This is a genomic window from Actinomycetospora succinea (assembly GCF_004363095.1).
Classification (GTDB): Bacteria; Actinomycetota; Actinomycetes; order Mycobacteriales; family Pseudonocardiaceae; genus Actinomycetospora; species Actinomycetospora succinea.
On the sequence record NZ_SNYO01000009.1, the window covers coordinates 127925 to 148817 of the forward strand.

Sequence of the window (20893 nt, forward strand, 5' to 3'; positions counted from 1 at the left end):
GTCATGGGCAGCGCCGCGGCGCGGGCGGGCGTCCGGCTGACCACGCTGCGCCGCATCGAGAAGGCGTCGGGGGAGATCGCCGCCGCGGGCGTGGCCGCCATGGCGGAGCGTCTGGGCTGGTTCGGGCGCCTGACCGCCGAGCAGCGCTCCGGCGTCCTGCTGGTGACCCAGACCGGCACCGGCAACTTCGTCGCCTGGCTGCGCGACCCCGACGCCACCCCGCGCCTGACCGCCGAGGCCTTCCGCTCCGCCCCGCTCGACCTGGCCCGCCGGGTGACGCTGCGCCAGACCGTGGAGCTCGTGCGCATCGCCACCGAGGTGTTCGAGGAGCGCATCCCGCTGCTGGGTGCCGACGACGACGAGCGCGCGGCGCTGGTGCACGCGGTGCTGCGCTTCGGGCGCGAGGTCGCGTTCGCGGCGGCGACGGTCTACGCCAGCGCCGCCGAGGCGCGCGGGGCGTGGGACGCCCGGCTGGAGGCGCTGGTCGTCGACGCGGTGGTGCTCGGCGAGGCGGAGGCGACGCTGCTCTCGCGGGCGTCGGCGCTGGGCTGGGACCCGGCGGCCGAGGCGACGGTCGTCGTCGGGGAACCGCCGTCGGAGGAGCCGCCGGAGCCGCTGCACGCCGTGCGCCGCGCGGCGCACCGGGCCGGCGCGACCGTCCTGCTCGGCACCCACGGCGCGCGCCTGGTGATGATCGCCGGGCCGGGGGCGCCGCTGGAGGAGCTCTCGGCGTCGTTCGGGCCGGGCGCGGTGGTCATGGGGCCGACCGTCGCCGGGCTGACCGACGCGCACCACAGCGCCACCGCCGCGCTCGCCGGGCACCGGGCCGTGCGGGCGTGGCCCGGCGCCCCGCGCCCGGTCGCCGCCGACGACCTCCTGCCCGAGCGCGTCCTCGACGGCGACACCCAGGCCGTCGACCAGCTGCGCCGCGACGTCGCCACGCCCCTGCGCGAGGCCGGCGGGGAGCTGGCGGCGACCGTCGAGTGCTACCTCGACGTCGCCGGGGTGCTCGAGGCCGCCGCCCGGGCGCTGTTCGTGCACCCCAACACCGTGCGCTACCGCCTGCGTCGGGTGGCCGAACTCACGGGCGTGCACCCCGGCGAGGCGCGCGGCGCGCTGGTGCTGCGACTGGCGATCGGACTCGATCGGCTGCACCCCGCCGGCGGGCCGGAATGACGCCTGAGCAGGGCGGACACGCCACGACCGGAGGTCTCGCGCCAGGTGTGTGAGCCAGGGCATTGTGGGAACTCGACAACCGCGCCGGGCCCGACTTCGTCGTCCCGGTGCCTTCGGAGGAGACCCCAGCCGTGATGAGGTGGCCCCTGTGATCGCGATCCTCGCTCCCGGCCAGGGCGCCCAGAAGCCCGGCATGCTCGCCCCGTGGCTCGACCGCCCCGAGGCGCGCGGGCGGCTCGAGGCGTTCTCGGACGCCGCCGGGCTCGACCTCGTGCACCTCGGCGTCGAGGCCGACGCCGCGGCCATCGAGGACACCGCGGTGACCCAGCCGCTGCTCGTCGCCTCGGCGCTGCTGGCCTGGGACCAGCTCCGCCTCGAGGTCTCCGTGCCCGACGACGCGGTCGTCGCCGGCCACTCCGTCGGCGAGCTCGCCGCCGCCGCGATCGCCGAGGTCATCGACGCCGAGCAGGCCGTCGCGCTGGCCGCCGTGCGCGGCAAGGAGATGGCCGCCGCCTGCGCGCAGGAGCCGACGACGATGGCCGCGGTCCTCGGCGGCGACGAGGACGCCGTGCTCGCCCGTCTCGCCGAGCTCGACCTCGAGCCGGCCAACCGCAACGGCACCGGCCAGGTCGTCGCCGCCGGCCGCAAGGAGGCGATCGAGCAGCTCGTCGCCGAGCCGCCCGAGGGCGCGCGCGTGCGGTCGCTGTCGGTCGCCGGCGCCTTCCACACCCGCTTCATGGAGCCCGCCGAGAAGGCCCTCGGCGAGTGGGTCGCCGAGCACCGCGACGAGCTCGCGCCGGCCGACCCGTCGCACCCGCTGCTGCAGAACGCCGACGGCGCCTTGGTCGCCGGCGGGTCGGAGTTCCTCGACCGCCTCGTCGCCCAGGTGACGCGCTCGGTGCGCTGGGACGCCTGCATGGCCACCATGCGCGACCGCGGCGTCGGCGCCGCGATCGAGCTGACCCCCGCCGGCACGCTCACCGGGATGGTGAAGCGCCAGATCAAGGGGACGCCGGTCCAGAACATCAACACGCCCGACGACCTGGAGAAGGCCGTGCAACTGATCGGGGAGCACTCGTGAGGCTCCAGCTCACCCCGCAGGCGCCCGGCGCCCGCATCCTCGGGCTCGGCAGCATGCAGCCCGACAAGGTCGTCACCAACCACGACCTCGAGAAGATCGTCGAGACCAACGACGAGTGGATCCAGAGCCGCGTCGGCATCGTGGAACGCCGCTTCGGCGACGAGAAGGACTCCGTGGTCTCGATGGGCGTCGAGGCCGGGTCGAAGGCCCTGGCCGACGCCGGGCTCGCCCCCACCGACCTCGACGCGGTCATCGTCGCGACCTGCACGATGTCCAAGCCGATCCCGAACGCCGCCGCGCAGACCGCCGACCGCATCGGCGTCAACGGCATCGGCGCGATGGACGTGAACACCGCCTGCGCCGGCTTCTGCTACGGCACCGGGCTGGCCGGCGACATGATCCGCTCGGGCACGGCGAAGCACGTGCTGGTCATCGGCTCGGAGAAGCTCTCCGACTGGCTCGACATGAACGACCGCTCGACCTGCATCATCTTCGCCGACGGGGCGGGCGCCGCGGTGATCGGACCGGCCGCGACCGAGGACGAGGTCGGCGTCGGGCCGGTCATCTGGGGTGCCGCGGGCGACCTCGTGTCGACGATCCACATCGACGAGTCCGACGCGCTGCGCCAGGAGGGTCAGGCGGTGTTCCGCTGGGCCACCACCAAGATCGCGCCGGTGGCCCTGCGCGCCGTCGAGGCCGCCGGGCTGGCGCCCTCCGACATCGACGTCCTCGTCCCCCACCAGGCCAACCTGCGCATCGTCGAGGCCATCGCGAAGCGCCTGCGCCAGGTGGGCGGGCGCACCGACCTGCGCGTCGCCGACGACATCCAGTACTCCGGCAACACCTCGTCGGCCTCGATCCCGATGGCCATCGACCACATGCGCGGCGCCGGCCGCGTGAAGTCCGGCGACGTCGCGCTGCTGGTCGGCTTCGGTGCCGGCCTGTCGTACGCGGCGCAGGTCGTCGTGCTGCCCTGATCTGCCCTACCGTCCCCAGCCGAGCACTGCAGACCTGTTGAAGTCCGACGAAGAAAGGGAGCCCGTGGCGACCAACGAAGAGATCCTGCCCGACCTCGCGAGCATCGTGGAGGAGGTGGCCGGCGTCGACGCCGCGGAGGTCACCGCCGAGAAGTCGTTCGTCGACGACCTCGACATCGACTCGCTGTCGATGGTCGAGATCGCGGTCCAGGCCGAGGACAAGTTCGGGGTCAAGATCCCGGACGACGAGCTCGCCAAGCTGACGACGGTCCAGGACGCCGTCAACTACATCTCCAGCCACTCCTGAAAGAGGGCGACTTCGTGAGCAGCACCGGCCAGGGGGTCGTCGTCACCGGTATGGGCGCGACGACCCCGCTCGGCGGCGACGTCGCGACCACCTGGGACGGCCTCCTGGCCGGTCGCGGCGCCGCCTCCAAGATCGAAGAGGACTGGGTCGACACCTTCGAGCTGCCCGTCAAGATCGCGTCGCAGCTCGCCGTCGAACCGAGCGAGATCCTCAAGCGTGTCGAGGCGCGGCGCCTCGACCGCAGCGAGCAGACCGCGATCATCGCGGCGCGCGAGGCGTGGCAGCACGCTGACCTCGGCGACTACCCGAACGCCGAGGACGGGTCGCCCAAGGTCGACGCGCTGCGGCTCGCGGTCATCGTCGGCACCGGCATCGGCGGGGCGCTGACCCTGCTGGGCCAGGACGACATCCTCGAGCAGCAGGGCCTGCGCAAGGTCGCGGTCCTGACCATCCCGATGCTCATGCCCAACGGCCCGGCCGCGCACGTCGGCCTGGAGTTCGGCGCGGCGGCGGGCGTGCACGCGCCCGTGTCGGCCTGCGCGTCGGGCGCCGAGGCCATCGCGTGGGGCTGGCGGATGCTCATGGCGAACGAGGTCGACGTGGTCGTGGCCGGGGGCACCGAGGCGTGCATCCACCCGATCACGCTCGCCGGCTTCAGCCAGGCCCGCACCATGGCGCTGCGCAACGACGAGCCCGAGCGCGCCTCGCGGCCGTTCGACACGGGACGCAACGGCTTCGTGCTCGGCGAGGGCGCGGGCATGGTGGTGCTCGAGCGCGAGGAGTTCGCGCAGGCCCGCGGGGCGACCGTGCACGGGCGTCTCGCCGGCATCGGCACCAGCGCCGACGCGTACCACATCACGGCGCCGGACCCGGAAGGCACGGGCCAGTCCCGCGCCATCGCCGCGGCCCTGCGCACGGCGGGCCTCGAGCCCTCCGACATCGGTCACGTGAACTGCCACGCCACCGCCACCAGCGTCGGTGACGTGGCCGAGACCGTGGCCGTCAAGAAGTCGATCGGCGACCACCCGGTGCTCACCGCACCCAAGGGGTCGCTGGGTCACCTCCTCGGCGCCGCCGGTGCCGTCGAGGCGATCTCGACGATCCTCTCGGTGCGCGAGGGGCTGATCCCGCCCACCGCGAACCTCGAGGAGCTCGACCCCGACGTCACCCTCGACGTCGTGGCCGGCGAGGCCCGCAAGCAGTCGCTGGACGCCGCGATCAGCGACTCCTTCGGCTTCGGCGGGCACAACGTCTGCCTGGCGATCACGCCGGCCTGACGGGCGTTCGTCCGAGCGATGCGGCATCGCCGGCGTCTCGGCGCCGGCGATGCCGCATTCTCGTTTCTCGGGGGTGGGCGGCGTGTGTCAGCGTGGCGGCCACGCTGACGTCGAACGTCAGAAAAGCCGCCGGCTCAGCAGGGTGAGCGGAGCTGGCTCCCCGGCCGCGGGTCGAGCAGGCGGGGCTGGCCGCCGGAGGTCTCGACGACGGCGCTGATCTGCCAGCACAGGCGCGGCACGCGCACGTCGGGCGGCGCGACCGTCGGGTCCTGGGTGGTGACGTAGCCCAGCGGCACGACGAGCTCGCCGCCGGCGACGGGGTCGATCCGTTGGACCACGACCGAGCCGACCCGCTGGGTGCGCGCGATGTCGGCGAACGTCGCCGGGTCGACGCGCGCGTCCGGCACGAGCGTGGCGCGGTAGGCGGCGAAGTCGCCGGCGTTGCGGGCGTCGGTCCAGCGCTGCAGGACGTCGCGCACGGCCGCCGACTCGGGATGGATCGCGGCGGTGGACGAGAGCACGACGCCCGGCGCGCCCGCCGAGCCGTCCTCGGGCAGCTCGGCGCCGACCAGCACCGGGCCGGTGTCGCCCACCGCAGCGCGTCCGACGGCCGCCGCGCGGGCCCCGAGCAGCGCCCCCGCGATCACGATCATCACCAGGGCCACGCCGAGGACCACCGGCAGGACGACTCCCGGGCGCAGGCGATCGGCCAGCGCGCCGTCACGGAACCGCCCGAGCATGACCTCCAGCCTGCCAGCCTCCCCCGACACCCTCGCTGGGCGTCCTCCGTGCGCGCTTCCTGTCGTCCGCGCTGTGCCGGTCAGCCGACCTGGTGCAGCCGTGCGGGTGCCACGCCCTCACCGGCGAAGCGGAACTCCTCGAGAGCGTCGTCCCAGCGCGTGCCGAGGAGGTCGTCCATGCGGCGGGTCAGCGACTCCCGTGTCGTCGCGCCGGCGAGCGCCGCGCGGACCTGGTCCTCGCCGAGGACGATGTCGCCGTTCGCGCTGGTGCGCCCGTGCCACAGGCCGAGCCCGGGCACGTGGCTGAAGCGCTCGCCGTCCGTGCCCGGCGACGGGTCCTCCGTCACCTCGAAGCGGACCATCCCCCAGGCGCGCAGCGCGGTCGCCACACGGGCCGCGGTGCCCACGGGCCCGGCCCACGACACCTCGGCACGTGCCGACCCCGGCGCCGCCTCCTGGGCGGTCCAGTCCAGCACGACACGGGCGTCGAGGACGCCCGAGATGGCCCACTCGACGTGCGGGCAGACCGCAGACGGCGACGAGTGGACGTAGATCACGCCACGGGTGCTCACTGCTGACCTCCGACTCGACGAGAAGCGTCTTCCCCAACGTCCTCGTACCAAGGCAGAGATCGCACCGATCACAACCGCCGTGCAGTGTGCACCGTGATGCTCTTGTGGCGCCAGTGTCACCGGATCCCGGGCGTGTCGAGGGCGGGATACGTAGAGTCGTCACACCGTGACCGAGGATGACCGCCCGGCTCGGTTCCGGGACGTCCTCGCCGATCCCCAGTTCTTCGCCCTCTGGGTCGCGCAGCTCCTGTCGGTGCTCGGCGACCAGGTGGCCCGCGTCGCGCTCGCGGTGCTCGTGTTCACGCAGACGGCGTCGGCCGGGCTCACCGCGCTGACCTACGCGCTGACGTTCCTCCCCGACCTCGTCGCCGGTCCCCTGCTCTCCGGGATCGCCGACCGGGCGCCGCGGCGGCTGACGATGGTGGTCAGCGACCTGCTGCGCGCGGCGATCCTCGCGCTGATGGCCGTGCCGGGCGTGCCGTTCTGGGCGCTGTGCCTGCTCGTGGTCGCCGGCCAGCTGATCGCCGCCCCGTTCGCGGCCGCGCGCGCGGCGATCCTGCCCCACGTCCTCACCGGCGAGCGCTACGTCGTGGCCTCGGCGATCTCGGGGACGACGTACCAGAGCGGTCAGGTCCTCGGCTTCGCGCTCGGCGGCCCGCTCGTCGCCCTCGTCGGGGTGCCGGGCGCACTGTTGGGCGACGCGGCGACGTTCGTGCTCTCGGCGGCGATCCTGCAGTTCGGGGTGACCGAGCAGCGGGCGACCGGGAGCTCGGAGAGCGTCGCCGCGCTGCGCGAGGGCGCCCGCATCGTCCTGCGCGACCGGCGGCTGCGGGCGCTGGTGGCGCTCGCGTGCGTCTCGGCGTTCGTGGTGACGATCGAGGGGCTCGCGGCACCCTACGCGGCGGCGCTCGGCGGCGGCCCGGTCGCGGTGGGCCTGCTGCTCGCCGCGAACCCGCTCGGCGCGGCGCTGGGCATCGTGGTGATCGCGCGTCTCGTGCCGCCCGGGCGTCGCGACCGTCTCCTCGGCCCGCTGGCGATCGCCTCGTGCGTGCCGCTGATCGCCTCGGCCCTGGACCCGCCGCTCGCGGGCGTCGTCGCTCTGTGGGTGCTGTCGGGGCTGGCGTGCGCCTACCAGGTGCCGGCGAACGCGGCCTTCGTCGCCGCGGTCCCCGACGCCCACCGGGGGCAGGCGTTCGGGCTCGCCGTCACGGCCCTGCGCGTCACCCAGGGCCTGGGCGTGCTCCTCGCCGGCGTGCTGGCGGAGGCGACGGAGCCGGCGGTGGCGGTGGCCGTGGCCGGCGGGGTGGGGGTGCTCGTCGCGGCGACATGCGCGCTGGCGTGGTCGCGGGCGCGGGCCGGATGAGGGCGAGCGTGCGCGCGGTTACTGGCTGGTATCACTCGCTCAGCGAGCGATACCAGCCAGTAACCGGGTCACGGGTGGGCCTAGTGCCAGTTGGAGTCCCGGTGCCAGTTGGAGTCCGCGAAGTGCCAGTTGCTGTCGCGGTGCCAGGTGGAGTCCGCGAAGTGCCAGTTGGAGTCGCGGTGCCAGTTCGAGTCGGCCACGGGGGGTCCTTTCGCCGAGTTCGGGGCGTCGGCGAGGACGGGGCGTCCCGCCGACACGGAAGTGGCCCAACGCACACGCTGTGTGGTGAACCCGAGTCCAGCGTCTGGCGTTGATCTCGGGTCGAACAGCGTTGACGCAGAGCGACCGAACCCTCACATCCGGCCGCACTGCGGGGCACATCCGCCCCTCGATGCTCGCCAATGGAGCTGTGTGTGACCAGACGGCGACTGGGCGTCAACCAACGGGGTGATCTCTTCCCAATGGGTGACGCCCGGTGCCGAGATCCACTGTCCGTCGGTACCGTGTTCCGCACGCGGACACCGCCCGGAGCAGGGGCGGCTGGACCTGGAGGAGGTCACTCATCGTGACGGCGCGTGAACCCTGGAGGGGTCCTTCCGACCCCGGGTCCGCGCTCTCTCCCGCGCCCGGAGCAGTCCCGCCCGATCGTTCGGTACGCGCAGTCACCGACGCCGACCTACCCGACGGTACGGACGGGCCAGCGCGTCCCTGGCGTCCCGCTCGCCGGAACCGTCGGGGAGCCACCGGCTCGGGCGCGGCGTCCGGAACGCCCGATGTGGCGCACGCCACTCCGGGTCAGCGCTTCGACCCCCGCCGCTGGAGCCTCTGGCAGGCGCCGCGCCGGGTGATCGTCGCGGTCCTCGTCATCGACGTCCTGGCCGTCGCGCTCTCGCTCGCCGTCGCCGGGCTCGAGCCGGTCGGGACGGCTGACTGGCGGGCGCTCGGCCTGCTCGTCCTCGGGCTCGTCGTCCACGTCGAGACCGCCCGCGGCATCGAGCGGCGCCGCGAGATCGTCGCCGACGGGCAGCCCTACATCGAGCTCAAGTCGGTCTGGAGCTTCGCCGGCCTCCTGCTGCTCCCCCTCGGCCTCGCGCTCGCCCTGGTCGTCATCACGTTCGCGTACTGGTGGCTGCGGGTCTCCCAACGCCCCGTCGTGCACCGGTGGACCTACTCGGCGGCGACGGTCCTCATCGCCTCGGTGGCCGCGTGGGGCGTGCTGGAACTGGTGCCCGGCGGGCTGCTCGCGAAGGTGGCGGGCCCGGTCGGGCTCGCCGTCCTCGTCGCCGCGGGCCTCACGCGCTGGGTCGTCAACCACGGCCTCGTCGTGTTCATGATCTGCCTGAACGCGCCGGGCACGCCGTGGTGGAAGCGGCTCGGGGCACCCACGGACACGCTCATCGGCCTCGGCGCGCTCGCCCTCGGCGCGGCGCTGGCCGTCGTCGCGCTGACGACGCCGTGGCTGCTCCCGGTGCTGCTCATCCCCGTCATGGGCATGCACCGCGGCTTCCTCATCCAGCAGTTCGCCCGGGCCGCGCGCACCGACGCCAAGACCGGGCTGGCCAACGCGTCGGCCTGGCGCGACCAGGCCGACCGCGAGCTCGCCCGCCTGCGGCGCCGCGGCGGCGAGCTGGGCGTGATCATGGTCGACATCGACGCGTTCAAGGGGATCAACGACCGGTACGGGCACCTCGTCGGCGACGCCGTGCTGCGCGAGGTCGCCGACACCCTGCGCTCCGAGGTCCGCCCCTACGACAGCGTCGGGCGCTTCGGCGGCGAGGAGTTCGTCGTCCTGGTCGCCGAGGCCGGGCCCGACCAGGTCGGCAGCACCGCCGAGCGCCTGCGCCGGCGGATCAGCGAGTGCGAGGTCACCGTCTCCCCCACGCTCGGCGGCGGGACCGTTCGGGGCCTCACGGCCTCGATCGGCACGGCGAGCTACCCGCAGGCCTCCCGCGACCTCGACGGGCTCATGGTCAGCGCGGACGCCGCGCTGTACGCCGCGAAGCACGGGGGCCGCAACCGGGTGGAGTGCGCGCCCCCGCGCTAGACACAGCGCCGGAGGCAGCGCCGGGGACGGCTCAGCGGAAGGCCGCGATCCCGGTGACCGCCTGGCCGATCGAGAGGGCGTGCATCTCCTCGGTGCCCTCGTAGGTCAGCACGGTCTCGAGGTTGGTCATGTGCCGGAACACCGGGTACTCGAGCGTGATCCCGTTGCCGCCGAGCACCGTGCGCGCCGTGCGGGCCACGTCGAGCGCGGCCCTGACGTTCGCCATCTTCCCGAAGCTGACCTGCGCCGGGTGCAGCGCCTCGGCGTCCTTGAGGCGCCCGATCCGCGACGCCGTGAGCCCGGCCTGGTTGACCGCGACGACCATGTCGGCGAGCTTGCGCTGGGTCAGCTGGAACCCGGCGATCGGCTGGCCGAACTGCTCGCGGTCGATCGAGTACGCGAGCGCCGACTCGTAGCAGGCCCGGGCCGCGCCGACCGCGCCCCAGAGGATCCCGTAGCGGGCCTCGTTGAGGCAGGACAGCGGGCCCTTGAGCCCGCGCACCTCGGGGAACGCGGCGTCGGCGGGCAGCCGGACGCCCTCGAGGACGAGCTCGGCGGTCAGCGAGGCGCGCAGCGAGAGCTTGTGCTTGACCTCGTTCGCGGTGAAGCCGGGGGTGTCGGTGGGGACGACGAAGCCGCGGATGCCCTTCGACCCGGCGTCGGGGTCGGTCTGCGCCCACACCACGGCGACGTCGGCGAGGGTGCCGTTGGTGATCCACATCTTGGAGCCGTCGAGGACCCAGTCAGCGTCCGGTCCCGAGCCGGCGCGCCGCGCGCGGGTGCGCATCGAGCCCGGGTCCGAGCCGGCGTCGGCCTCGGTGAGCCCGAAGCAGCCGAGCGCATCGCCGGTGGCCATGCGCGGCAGCCAGGTCTGCTTGTGCTCCTCGGAGCCCCACCGGTGGATCGCGAACATGGCCAGCGAGCCCTGCACCGAGACGAAGCTGCGCAGCCCGGAGTCGACCGCCTCGAGCTCGCGGCAGGCGAGGCCGTAGCTCGTCGCGTTGGTGCCGGCGCACCCGTAGCCCTCGAGGTGCATGCCGAGCAGGCCCAGCGAGCCCAGGCCCTTGGCGATGTCGCGGGGCAGGGTGTTCGACTCGTACCACTCCGCGATGCGCGGCGAGAGCTCCGCGGCGGCGTAGTCGCGCACCGCGTCGCGGATGTCGCGCTCCTCGGCGCTCAGGTCGGCGTCGACGGCGAGGAAGTCGCTGGGGTCGGGAACGGAAGCACGAGCCATGCCCTCACGGTAAGCGCTCGACCGCATCATCACTGGCCCAGAAGGCCGCGAACCCCGGGTGCAGTGGCAGGTCCGACACATCGTCGACCGGCGTCCACCGCAGCTCGGTGGCCTCGCCGTCGGTCGGCTCGAGCGCGGGGGCCCGGTCGGTGTCGAGCCGGGCGTGGACGGTGACGTAGGACCAGCCGCCGTGGTCGTCGACGGTCTCGCCGGTCAGCCGGATCCTCGACGCGTCGACGCCCGTCTCCTCCACGGCCTCGCGCAGCGCGCCCTGCTGCGCGGTCTCGTCGCTGTTGCGGGCGCCGCCGGGGATGCCCCACGTCTCGCCGTGGTGGCTCCACCAGACGCGGTGGGCGAGCAGGACGCAGTCACCGTGGCGCAGCAGGAGCCCCGCCGCGCCGAACCGGCCCCAGTGCCGGTGCCCGGCGTCGCAGACCACCCAGCCGTCGCCGTCACCCAGTCGCGAGGTCGAGCTCCGCTGCGCTTCGTCTCCCCGCACACCGATCACGGTAGGCCGTCGGGCGTGCGGGGGCAGGACGTGCCGACCGCATCGGGTAGACGGGAGCCATGAGCGACCTGCCCCCGTTCGGGGCCGAGGAAGAGCTGCTGCTGGTCGACCGGGAGACCGGGGCGCCACGCGGCCGCGCCGGGACCGTGCGCGACGAGGCCGACGGCGACCTCGACGGCGAGCTGCGCACCGAGCAGGTCGAGACCGCGACGGCCCCGCACCACAGCGCCGACGACCTCGCCGACGACCTGCGCCGGCGCCGCCACGAGGCCCGCGACGCCGCGCGGGCGTCCGGGGTGGACGTCGCCGCCCTGGCGACCTCGCCGGTCGGGCCGGACGGCGGGAGCGAGTCGGTGGCCGAGGGGCGCTACGGGCGCATCGCCGACCGGTTCGGGGCGATCGCGACCTCGCAGCTGACGAACGGCCAGCACGTGCACGTCGAGGTCGCGTCGCCGGAGGAGGGCGTCGGCGTGCTGGACCGGGTCGGCCCGTGGCTGCCGGTGCTCCGGGCGCTCGCGGCGAACTCGCCGCACTGGCGGGGCCTGGACACGTCCTACGCGAGCTACCGGTCGGTGGTGTGGTCGCGGTGGCCGTCGGCGGGCCCGACGCGGGTGTTCGGCTCGCTGGAGGCCTACGACGCCGCGGTCGAGGCGATGCTGGCGACGGACACGGTGCTCGACGACGCGATGGTCTACTTCGACGCCCGCCTGTCGCGGGAGCTGGGCACCGTCGAGATCCGGGTGACCGACGTGTCGCTCGAGGTCGACGACGCCGTGCTCGTGGCGGTGCTCGCCCGCGCGCTCGTGACGACGGCCTCGCGCGCGTTCCGGGACGGCGGCCCGCTGCCGACCGCACCCGTCGAGGCGCTGCGCCTGGCGCACTGGCGGGCGGCGCGCTGGGGGCTGACCGAGGAGCTCGTCGACCCGCGCACCGGCCGCCCTGCGCCCGCGGGCGAGGTGCTCGACGCCCTGCGCCACCACGTGGCCGACGCGCTCGCCGACGCCGGGGACACCGACCGCGCGGCGGACGGCCTTGCGCGCCTGCTCGCCGACGGGACGGGCAGCGAGCGCCAGCGCTCGGCGACCGGGAAGGCCGACGGGGACCCGGCCGCCGCCGCCCACGACGCCGTGGCGCGCTTCCTGCCGGGCTGAGCCGACCGGAGTATGTGAGCGGAATTCCCGGCTATGGCCGGGAATTTCGCTCACACGAGCCGACCGGGCTACGTGCGTACTTTCCGGTCCTGTAGCGCCGGAAGGTACTCACGGACGGGGTGGGGCGAGGGGGATGACGGCGGCGCGGGCGGCGATGCCGCGGGCCATCGTGCCGAAGACCGCCGGCGCGCCGGCCAGCAGCGCGCGTCCGTAGACCAGGCCGGCGAGGCCCGTCGGGACGAAGCGGACGGTCAGGCGCAGGTGCGAGCCGTGCCCGGAGACGTCGGGGTCGGCGGCGAGCTCGAGGGTCAGCCGGCCCGGCGTCCGCATCTCGGAGCGCAGCCGCAGGCGCACCCCGGGCTCGACCGCCTCCACGCACCAGCCGTCGACGACGTCGCCGACGGCGAGCGCGCGGGCCCGCGGACGCCCGCGGTACCCGCCGACGCCGCCGAGGAGCTGGTCGGCCCAGCCCCACACCGTCCACGCGCCGAGCGGGACGAACCAGCCCGCGTCGCCGCCGATCCCGTCCACCACCGACCACAGCTCCGTGACGTCGGCGGGCGAGGGCTCGGTGGTGCTCCAGGTGTGGACGGTGCCGCCGGAGCCCGCGGGGTCCGTGGGTCCCGCGAGCGCGGGGTCATCCGTGATCGACGAGGGCTCCGAACGCTGCCCCAGCGCCGCCCGCACCGCCGCGTCGTAGGTCGTGCGCCCGCCCGGCGGCGGCCCGATCACCGTGAGGACGTCCTCCTCGGCGCACACGAGGTCGTCGGCCAGCGACTCGATCAGCGGCGTCGCGAGCTCCCGGGACAGCGGGGTCAGCGCCTCCACGACCCGCCCGGCGAGCGCGGGCCCGCCCGGCGGCACCGGGACGGGCACCGGGACCACGACGCCCTGGGGCAGGCCCGCGAGGCGCAGGTAGCGGCGGACCAGGTCCAGGTAGGTCAGGACGTCCGGCCCGCCGACGTCGAAGCGCCGGTTCACCTCGGCGGGCAGGGCGAGGGCGCCGACGAGGTAGTGCAGGACGTCGGCGATCGCGATGGGCTGGGTCCGGTGCGCGAGCCACGGCACCGCGGGCAGCACGGGGACGCGCTCGGCGAGGTAGCGGATCATCTCGAAGCTCGTCGACCCGGAGCCGACCACGATCGACGCCTCGAGCGCGGCGGTGGGGACGTCGCCGGCGAGGAAGACGTCGGCGACCTCCGCGCGCGAGGAGAGGTGCCGCGAGGCTCCGGAAGACGACGGCCGCAGCCCGCCCAGGTAGACCAGGCGCCGCACCCCGGCGTCGGCGGCCGCGGTGCTCACCGCCCAGGCCGCGGCGCGGTCCCGCTCGGGGAAGTCGGGGCGCTCGAGGGCGTGGGCGAGGTGCACCACCGCGTCGGCGCCGGCGACGAGTGCGGCGACCGCCTCGGGGTCGGCGAGGTCCCCGTCGACGGCGTCGACCTGCTCCGCCCAGCCCGTGGCCGCGAGCTTCGCGCGGCTGCGCACGAGCACCGCGACGTCGTGGCCCTCGTCGAGCAGGCGCCGCACGAGGCGCACGCCGACGTACCCGGTCCCTCCGATCACCGCGCAGCGCATGCCGCCATCCTGGAGCGCGTCGATCACCGCGGCACCCCGGGGGCACCGCGCGGTCAGCTGACCGTGGGCTTGCCCGGACGGTCGGCCAGGCGCTGGTCGACGAAGAGGCCGCCGCCGCGCCGGGCGGCGATCACAAGCTGCCAGAGCCCGAACGCGAGCACGATCAGCCCGATGATCGTCCACCCCAGGACCAGGCCGACGATCCCGCCGGTGAGGGTCACCCAGATGACGATGTCGCGTGCCGTCCGCCGCGCTGCCTTCACCGACCCGCCCTCCCTCACGGGACCCCGGACCAGCCCTCGCTCGATCGGGTATCCCGACCACCCCAGTGTGGCGCGACGGCAGGAGAACCGCAGCGCATCGCACGTCGGGACGTCCGTCCCCACCCGTTCACCACATCCCGTCAGCAGAGCGTGAGCGAGCACTGTGACGAACGACACACGCGTTCGTCAGGGTGGCGCGGATCAAATGCGTTTGCCCGACGCGCTGTACGGATAGATCATGGGGGCTCGCTGATGTGCGGCCCCGGCACGCCCGGAGGACGTGTCCGTGACGACATGTCGCGGATCGAGGGAACCGTTTCGGTCACCTCGACGTCATAGATGAGTACCGAGGTGCTCCGGACCCCGGGGCGCGGGCCCACCCACGGGCCGCTCCGAGGACCGTACAGGCACGACCCCCGGATACGAACCGACACCCGGCGCACGACCGTGCCGCAGGGGCCGTCGCGAGGTGCGCGCGTGCGCGCCTCGCGTCGGGCCCGGCGGCACCACGGCCGCCCTGCTCGTGAGCAGGCCCGGCCGAGCTGACCACCGACGAGCGAGATTGGACGAGCACGAGCATGGACTGGGAGCTCGCGGCCTGCCGCGACCACGACCCCGAACTGTTCTTCCCCCTGACCGCGCACGGCCCGGGCTCCGCCCAGCTGGCCGAGGCCAAGGCCGTGTGCAACAGCTGCCCCCTCCAGCGGGGCTGCCTCCAGTGGGCCATGGACACCGGCCAGGAGGCCGGCGTCTGGGGCGGCACCAGCGAGGAGGACCGCCGGGCGATGCGCCGCGCTGCGCGCATCGGCTCCGCGGCGACCCCGCACGCCGCCTGAGCGGCCCGCAGCAGACGCACGAAGGGCCCGTCCCCCTCCGGGGGCCGGGCCCTTCGTCATTCGTCAGCAGGATCGTCAGCAGGGGCGACTCAGCCCCGGCCGGTGACCTTCCGCGCGGCGAACTGCAGCACCTGACCCCCGGTGGAGATCACGGCGCCCGCCAGGCTGAAGCCGGTCTTCACCGCGATCGAGGCGGCGTTGCCGACGATGCGCACCGGGTTGTAGCCCGGGGCGTTGTCGCGGACCTGGTCGGCGGCCTCGCGTACCGAGCGGTCGACCTGCTGCGCGGCCGACTCGGTCGCCCGGTTGACCCGGCGGGCCGCGGTGTCGCCCGCGTCGTCGAGCTCCGAGGCGACCCCGGAGGACACGGTCGCGGCGCGGTCGCCGGCCGTGACGGTCGCGGCGCCGGCCTCGTCGGCACGGGCCTTGGCCTCCGAGCCGGCGTGCTGGGCGACGCGCGTGGCGTCCTTGGCGACGCGCTCGCCGGCGCGCGACGTGGTGGTCGCGACCTGCTCGCCCGACACCTGCGCGACGGTGGCGGCGTCCTTGGCCGCCGCCGACGGGCTCTTGTCGCCGGACGCGGCCTTGGCGGCCTGGTCGGCGACACCGCTCGCGCCGGCCTCGGCCTGCGCGGCGGCCTTCTTCGCCGACTCACCGACGCGGTCGGCGTCCTTCTGCGCGGTGGCCTTGGCGTCGTCGCCGACCTTCTTCGCGCTGGTCGACGCCTTGTCGGTCGCCGACTGCGCCTTGGCCTGCGTCCCCGACGCGTTCGCCTTCGCGGTGGCCTTGACGGCCTCGACGGGGGCGTTCTCGCTCTTGACCTGGTGGGTCTCGCGCACCTTGCCGTCGGTGCCGTGCACGACGACCTTGCCGCCACCGTCCTTGGTCACGATCTCGGTCGCCCGCTCGACCGCCTCGGCCTGCGTGGCCGCCTTGGCGCTGGCTCGCTGGGCGCCCTTCTTCTGCACCTGCCAGCCGTCCTCGGTGGGAACGACGTACCGGTCGGCCATGACAGTCTCAACTCCTGTTCGACGGTGTCTTCACCTGACCTGATGCCCAGGCCACGACCTGCACAAACGCATCAGTAACCGACACCGCAATCACCCGTTCAGCGCCTCCGCCGCACGGTTCTGCAGTTCGAGGTACCGCTTCGTCGCCTCGTCCTTGACCTCGTCCAGACGGTCGAGCCAGGACGCCTGCGGCGAACCCTCCGGCACCAGGAGGGGACCGTAGCGTCGCACCAGCTCGGGGCCCACGACCGAGGCGGCCGTCGCCACGCCCGCCGAGCCCGCGGCCTGCGCCCAGGCCACCGGCCCGAGCGGTACGCAGCCGAAGAACTGGCTCACGCCGGGGGTCTGCACGACGGCGACCAGCGCGCCCGCGGAGACGACGCTGGCGCCGATCACCAGCGGGCTGCGCGCGCCGCCGGCGACGATCGTCTGCCCCAGCTGGGTGCCGACGAGCGCCGTGAGTGCCACCGTGCGGGCCCGCGCCGGGCTGCCGTACGGCGTGGCCTGGGCCTGGAGCCAGGCGAGGCTCGCGCCGCCCGCGGTGGCCATGGCGCGCAGGCCGATCTCGTTGTTCAGCGCCGCGCCCAGCGAGGCCTCCGGCCCCTCGGCGAGCAGCTCGGCCGCCGACTCGGGCTGGGGCGCGCGCACCGCGAGGGCGAGCGAGGGCACCAGGTCGGTGAGCAGGTTGACCAGCAGCAGCTGGCGGGCGTTCAGCGGCGAGGTGCCCGTGGTGGTCGCGCCCAGCACGGTGAACGCGATCTCGCCGAGGTTGCCGCCGACGAGCACGCCGAGCGCCTCGCGCACCGACGCCCACATCGCCCGGCCCTCGACCAGCGCGGCGAGGATCGTCTCGAGGCGGTCGTCGGTGATGACGAGGTCGGCGGCGGCCCGGGCGGCGGGTGTCCCGCGCCGGCCCAGGGCGATGCCGACGTCGGCCAGGCGGATCGCCGGGGCGTCGTTGGCGCCGTCGCCGGTCATCGCCACCGTGCGGTCGAGGCGCTGGAACGCCTGCACGATCCGGACCTTGTGCGACGGGGTCCCCCGCGCCACGACCCGGACCTTGGGCAGCATCTCGTCGAGCTCGTCGTCGTCGAGGGCGTCGAGCTCGGAGCCGGTGACGACGATGCCGCCGTTGAGCACGTCGAGCTCGTCGGCGACGGCCTCGGCGGTGCTCGGGTGGTCACCGGTGATCATGACGACCTGGACGCCCGCGTCCCGGAGGTCGCGCACCGTCGCCTGCGAGCCCGCGCGCACCGGGTCGGTGAACCCGACGAAGCCGGTGAACTCGAGGTCGGCGACGTCGGTGTCGTCCAGCGCGTTGTCGTCGGCGCCGTCGGCGTCACGCTCCGCGGAGCGCGCGGCGTGCTGGTCGGCCGTGAGGACCTTCTCGGCGACGGCCAGGACGCGCATGCCCTGGCCGGCGAGGAGCTCGGTGTGCTCGACGAGGCGCTGGCGGGCCTCGTCGTCGAGCGGGGTGCCCGCCCAGCTCGTGGCGCGGGCGATGACGACCTCCGGCGCGCCCTTCACCGACACCAGGCGGAACGGCCCGTCCTCGGCGTTGGCGTCCTCCGGCGTGTCCACCTCGCCGAGCGTGGCGTGGTAGCCGCGGGACGGGTCGAAGTCCAGCGAGGCGACCGGCCACCAGCCGGGGCGCTTGTGGGCCGGGTCGACGTCGAACTGCTGGCCGCCGTAGACCACCGCGCGGTCGGTGAGGTGGGCGAGCCGCTCCCCCGGCGCCGGGCGCGGGGTCGCGCGCAGCGCGGCGGCGAGCACGCGGCCCTGGCGCTTGCGCAGCCGGTCGGTGGGGCGCAGCTTGATGCCGTCGGAGATCGCCGAGAGCGCGAGACGGCCCTCGGTGAGCGTGCCGGTCTTGTCGAAGCACAGGACGTCGGTGCGCCCGATCGCCTCGATGGTGCGCGGGTTGCGCACCAGCGCGCCCTCGGCCGAGAGCCGCCGCGCCGACGCCAGCTGGGCGGCGGACACGACGAACGGCAGGCCCTCGGGGACGCTGGCGACGGCGAGGCCGACGCCGGAGTGCAGGTTCTGCTGGAACGGCAGGCCCCGCAGCGCGCCGGCGGCGACGACCGCGGCCGCCGACCCGATCGCGAGCGGCGTGGTGATCTTCGTGAGCCCCGCGAGGCGCTCGTCGACGCCCGCGACCGGCGCGCTGGCCTTCGCCGCGGCCGTGGAGCGGCCGACCTCGGTGCTCGAGCCGGTGGCGACGACGACGGCGCGCCCGCGGCCGGTGGCGACCGTGGCGCCCTCGTAGACCATCGAGCGACGGTCGGCGACGGTCCGGGCGATCACCGGCGCCGGGGTCTTGACCACCGGCAGCGACTCGCCGGTCAGCGACGACTCGTCCATCTCGAGGGCGTCCGACTCGATCACGCGGCAGTCGGCGGGCACGACGTCGTCGGGGCCGAGCTCGATGACGTCGCCGACGACGACCTCGTCGGCCGCGATGCCGCGCGGGGTGCCGTCGCGCAGCACCCGGGTGCGGATCGACGAGCGCTCGAGCAGGCCGGCGACGGCGCGGTCGGTGGCGACCTGCTGCACGCCGCCGATCAGCGCCGAGAACGCGGTGACGCCGACGACGATCGCGGCGTCGACGACGGCACCGATGGCCGCCGAGAGCACCGCGCCGCCCGCGAGCACCGGGGTGAGCGGGTTGTTGAGCTCGTCGAGGAACGCGCGGCCCAGCGTCGTCTCGGTCTCCGCGGCGGCCGGGTCGTCGCGGTGGCGCCGGTGGGCCTCCGCGGTGGTCAGGCCGCGCTCGGTGACGTCGAGGCGCGCGAGCACGGTGCTCGTCGGCATGACGTGCCACGGCGTGCGGCTCACGCCCGGCACGACGACGCGGCGGCCGAGCTCGGACGCCGACCACGCCCCGGCGCCCAGCGACACCCCGGCGGCGCCGTTGACGGCGAGCCCGGCGAGGCCCGGGGCCCGCGGCGTCGTCCCCGCGGTGGCCATGACGGCCCCGAGCACGGAGCCGGCGCGGGCGAGGTTCACCGAGCGGCTGGAGACCCCGCGGGCGACCTTGATGCCCTCGATGAGCAGCGCCGCGGTGCCCAGGTCGTCGCCGACGAGCACGTGCGCGCCCCACGGGGCGACGCCGTCGGGACGGGAGACACCGATGCCGAGGTCGGCGGCCGCGAGGGCGCGCCGGTCGCGGGACACGACGAGCACGCCGGACCCGGCGGCCTGCAGCTGGCGCACCGAGTCGCGCAGGGCCTCGCCGCCGGCCATCGCGCGGTCGCCGATGCCCGCACCCTCGGCCCCGCCGACGATCAGGGTGACGCCGGCGCGGCGCGTGGCCGCGGCGAGCGCCTCGGCGGCCGAGGCGGGCTCGGGCAGCACGCCGACCACGGCGGTGAGGCGGTCGTCGCGGCGCAGGCCCAGCACGTGGGTGGCGCCGTCGGCGACGAGCGCGTCGCCGGCCTCGACGGCCGTCGGGTCGTCGCCGCCGGGGATGTCGTCGAGCCCGGTGAGCAGCCAGTGCTCGGCGTCCTCGGTGACCCGGTGCGGCGCGGTCGGCGCGTCCGGGTCGAACAGCTCGTGGACCCGCGGGACGAGGTCCTCGAGCGGGTCGGCGGTGCCGTCGGAGTCGGGCAGCGCGATCAGGTCCCCGAGCATGAGCACGCCGGTGGTCAGCGCCTCGGCGTCGAGCACGACGGTGTCGAGGCGGTCCATGCACCGCAGCGCGCCCGGCTCGACGACCACCGCGCCGCGCTTCGACAGGACCCGGCCGAACGTCGTCGCGAACCCCTCGCGCCCCAGCCGGCCGGCCTTCGGCAGCGTGGACAGCGCGACGCCGGCGGCCTTGCGCACCGAACCGGTCGCGGCCGCGGTGGCGGCGAACCCGCCGGCGGCCGCCATGCCGACCTGGTCGCCGTGGCGCTCGATAGGCCCGGTCGGCAGCGCGACGGGGCGCTCCTCGATCAGGTCGTCGTCGGCGAGCGCGGCGGCGTGGTCGGCCGACTCGAGCAGGCGGGGCTCGACGTCGTCCCACGTCTCGGTGCGCGCCCGGGCCTCGGCGACCTGCATGGCGCGGTAGGCGGCGTCGACGACCAGACCGGTGGTGCCCTGGCCGAGGGCCTGCGCGGCGGCGTTGGACAGGGCGAGCAGGACGTTGGCGCGGTCCTGGCCGAGCGCGCGCTCGACGGCGGCGCGCAGGCGGGGCTGGTGGTCGACGAACGTCGCGGACGACGCGAGCTCGGCGGGCAGCGGCGTGCGGCGCAGGACGCGGCCGATCGCGGCGACGCCGAGACCGGCGATGTCGGCGGCGAGCGCGGTGAACGCCTGCTGCGCCGGACCGATCGACGGCGAGCCCGTGGGCGCGACGGCGTCGCCGCCCTCGCGCTCCTCGAGGATCTCGACGAGATCGACGAGGTCGTCGACGACCTCGTCGACGGGGAGGCCGACCGGTGCGTCACCCTCGCCGGCCATGCCGACGACGACCGCGCCGAGGGCCGCGTTGACCGCGGCCCACTCGACCTCCGGGTGGGCGGCGAGCGCCTTCTCGATCGCGCGCCCGAGCTCGGCGCCGGACTCGCGGACGACCGCGGGCACCCCGATCTGCACCCGGCCCGCGCCGCGCCACACACGGCGGCCGCGGTGCCGGAACGGGTCGACACGGTCGAGCACACCGCCGGCGATGCCGAGCGGGTCCACCACGCGCGCGAGCAGGCCTCGGGAGGGCCGGGGTGCGGGTTCGGAAGCCATGGGGGTGGCTGTCGTCCTCTCGTCGGATCGTGCTGGTGGACCGGGGTACGCGAAGTA

17 protein-coding genes are annotated in these 20893 nt (G+C 75.1%); 9 read left to right on the forward strand and 8 right to left on the reverse strand.

Annotated elements, in window-relative coordinates; all coding sequences use genetic code 11:
• Positions 1-3: 3 nt before the first annotated feature.
• The 5 genes from EV188_RS24690 (at position 4) to EV188_RS24710 (ending at position 4818) form a co-directional block, all read left to right on the forward strand.
• The gene (locus EV188_RS24690) at positions 4-1176 is read left to right on the forward strand and encodes a PucR family transcriptional regulator (RefSeq protein WP_133828977.1); all 1173 of its coding nucleotides are present in this window, start codon (positions 4-6) and stop codon (positions 1174-1176) included.
• 148 nt (positions 1177-1324) lie between these two features.
• Positions 1325-2257 carry an ACP S-malonyltransferase gene (locus EV188_RS24695; RefSeq protein ID WP_133828978.1) on the forward strand — a complete coding sequence of 311 codons (933 nt, stop codon included), beginning with the start codon at positions 1325-1327 and terminating at the stop codon, positions 2255-2257.
• Positions 2254-3234, forward strand: a complete 981-nt coding sequence (locus tag EV188_RS24700) for a beta-ketoacyl-ACP synthase III (protein ID WP_279536768.1) — start codon at positions 2254-2256, stop codon at positions 3232-3234. The genes EV188_RS24695 and EV188_RS24700 overlap by 4 nt, the downstream gene beginning before the upstream one ends.
• A 64-nt stretch (positions 3235-3298) precedes the next feature.
• Complete coding sequence (locus EV188_RS24705; RefSeq protein ID WP_133828979.1) at positions 3299-3541, forward strand: acyl carrier protein; 243 nt, start codon at positions 3299-3301, stop codon at positions 3539-3541.
• 14 nt (positions 3542-3555) lie between these two features.
• The gene (locus tag EV188_RS24710; RefSeq protein WP_133828980.1) at positions 3556-4818 is read left to right on the forward strand and encodes a beta-ketoacyl-[acyl-carrier-protein] synthase family protein; all 1263 of its coding nucleotides are present in this window, start codon (positions 3556-3558) and stop codon (positions 4816-4818) included.
• Between the two features lie 134 nt (positions 4819-4952).
• Here EV188_RS24710 and EV188_RS24715 read toward each other — a convergent pair whose 3' ends face one another.
• Together EV188_RS24715 and EV188_RS24720 are read right to left on the reverse strand one after the other, a co-directional pair.
• Positions 4953-5558 carry a Cif family virulence factor gene (locus EV188_RS24715; protein ID WP_133828981.1) on the reverse strand — a complete coding sequence of 202 codons (606 nt, stop codon included), beginning with the start codon at positions 5556-5558 and terminating at the stop codon, positions 4953-4955.
• An 80-nt stretch (positions 5559-5638) separates the two neighbouring features.
• Positions 5639-6130, reverse strand: coding sequence for a DUF3145 domain-containing protein (locus tag EV188_RS24720; protein WP_166660053.1), 492 nt, complete (start codon positions 6128-6130; stop codon positions 5639-5641).
• Between the two features lie 166 nt (positions 6131-6296).
• On the opposite strand from EV188_RS24720, the gene EV188_RS24725 reads away from it, so the two are divergent.
• Both EV188_RS24725 and EV188_RS24735 read left to right on the forward strand, forming a co-directional pair.
• On the forward strand, positions 6297-7493 hold the full coding sequence (locus EV188_RS24725) for an MFS transporter (protein ID WP_133828982.1): 1197 nt from the start codon (positions 6297-6299) through the stop codon (positions 7491-7493).
• 775 nt (positions 7494-8268) lie between these two features.
• Positions 8269-9537: a GGDEF domain-containing protein gene (locus EV188_RS24735; RefSeq protein WP_133828984.1), complete on the forward strand. Its 1269-nt coding sequence runs from the start codon at positions 8269-8271 to the stop codon at positions 9535-9537.
• A gap of 31 nt (positions 9538-9568) precedes the next feature.
• Here the strand turns inward: EV188_RS24735 and EV188_RS24740 are convergent, their stop codons facing one another.
• Together EV188_RS24740 and EV188_RS24745 are read right to left on the reverse strand one after the other, a co-directional pair.
• Positions 9569-10771, reverse strand: a complete 1203-nt coding sequence (locus tag EV188_RS24740) for an acyl-CoA dehydrogenase family protein (protein WP_133828985.1) — start codon at positions 10769-10771, stop codon at positions 9569-9571.
• A 4-nt stretch (positions 10772-10775) separates the two neighbouring features.
• Entirely contained in the window at positions 10776-11270 is a 495-nt protein-coding gene (locus EV188_RS24745; protein WP_243741971.1) for an NUDIX hydrolase, read from the reverse strand.
• A 68-nt stretch (positions 11271-11338) separates the two neighbouring features.
• On the opposite strand from EV188_RS24745, the gene EV188_RS24750 reads away from it, so the two are divergent.
• Entirely contained in the window at positions 11339-12430 is a 1092-nt protein-coding gene (locus tag EV188_RS24750) for a glutamate--cysteine ligase (RefSeq protein WP_133828986.1), read from the forward strand.
• Between the two features lie 108 nt (positions 12431-12538).
• On the opposite strand, the gene EV188_RS24755 is transcribed toward EV188_RS24750, so the two are convergent.
• Positions 12539-14032 (reverse strand): DUF2867 domain-containing protein, encoded by a 1494-nt coding sequence (locus EV188_RS24755; RefSeq protein ID WP_133828987.1) that lies wholly within the window; start codon positions 14030-14032, stop codon positions 12539-12541.
• A gap of 26 nt (positions 14033-14058) precedes the next feature.
• The gene (locus tag EV188_RS24760; RefSeq protein WP_133828988.1) at positions 14059-14268 is read right to left on the reverse strand and encodes a hypothetical protein; all 210 of its coding nucleotides are present in this window, start codon (positions 14266-14268) and stop codon (positions 14059-14061) included.
• Positions 14269-14846: 578 nt separating this feature from the next.
• Between EV188_RS24760 and EV188_RS24765 the strand changes: the two genes are divergently transcribed.
• A complete protein-coding gene (locus EV188_RS24765; RefSeq protein WP_133828989.1) occupies positions 14847-15104 on the forward strand; it encodes a WhiB family transcriptional regulator in 258 nt (85 codons plus the stop codon).
• Positions 15105-15193: 89 nt separating this feature from the next.
• Here EV188_RS24765 and EV188_RS24770 read toward each other — a convergent pair whose 3' ends face one another.
• Both EV188_RS24770 and EV188_RS24775 read right to left on the reverse strand, forming a co-directional pair.
• The gene (locus EV188_RS24770; RefSeq protein WP_133828990.1) at positions 15194-16114 is read right to left on the reverse strand and encodes a DUF2188 domain-containing protein; all 921 of its coding nucleotides are present in this window, start codon (positions 16112-16114) and stop codon (positions 15194-15196) included.
• Positions 16115-16204: 90 nt separating this feature from the next.
• Positions 16205-20836 (reverse strand): cation-translocating P-type ATPase, encoded by a 4632-nt coding sequence (locus tag EV188_RS24775; RefSeq protein ID WP_133828991.1) that lies wholly within the window; start codon positions 20834-20836, stop codon positions 16205-16207.
• Positions 20837-20893 lie beyond the last annotated feature (57 nt).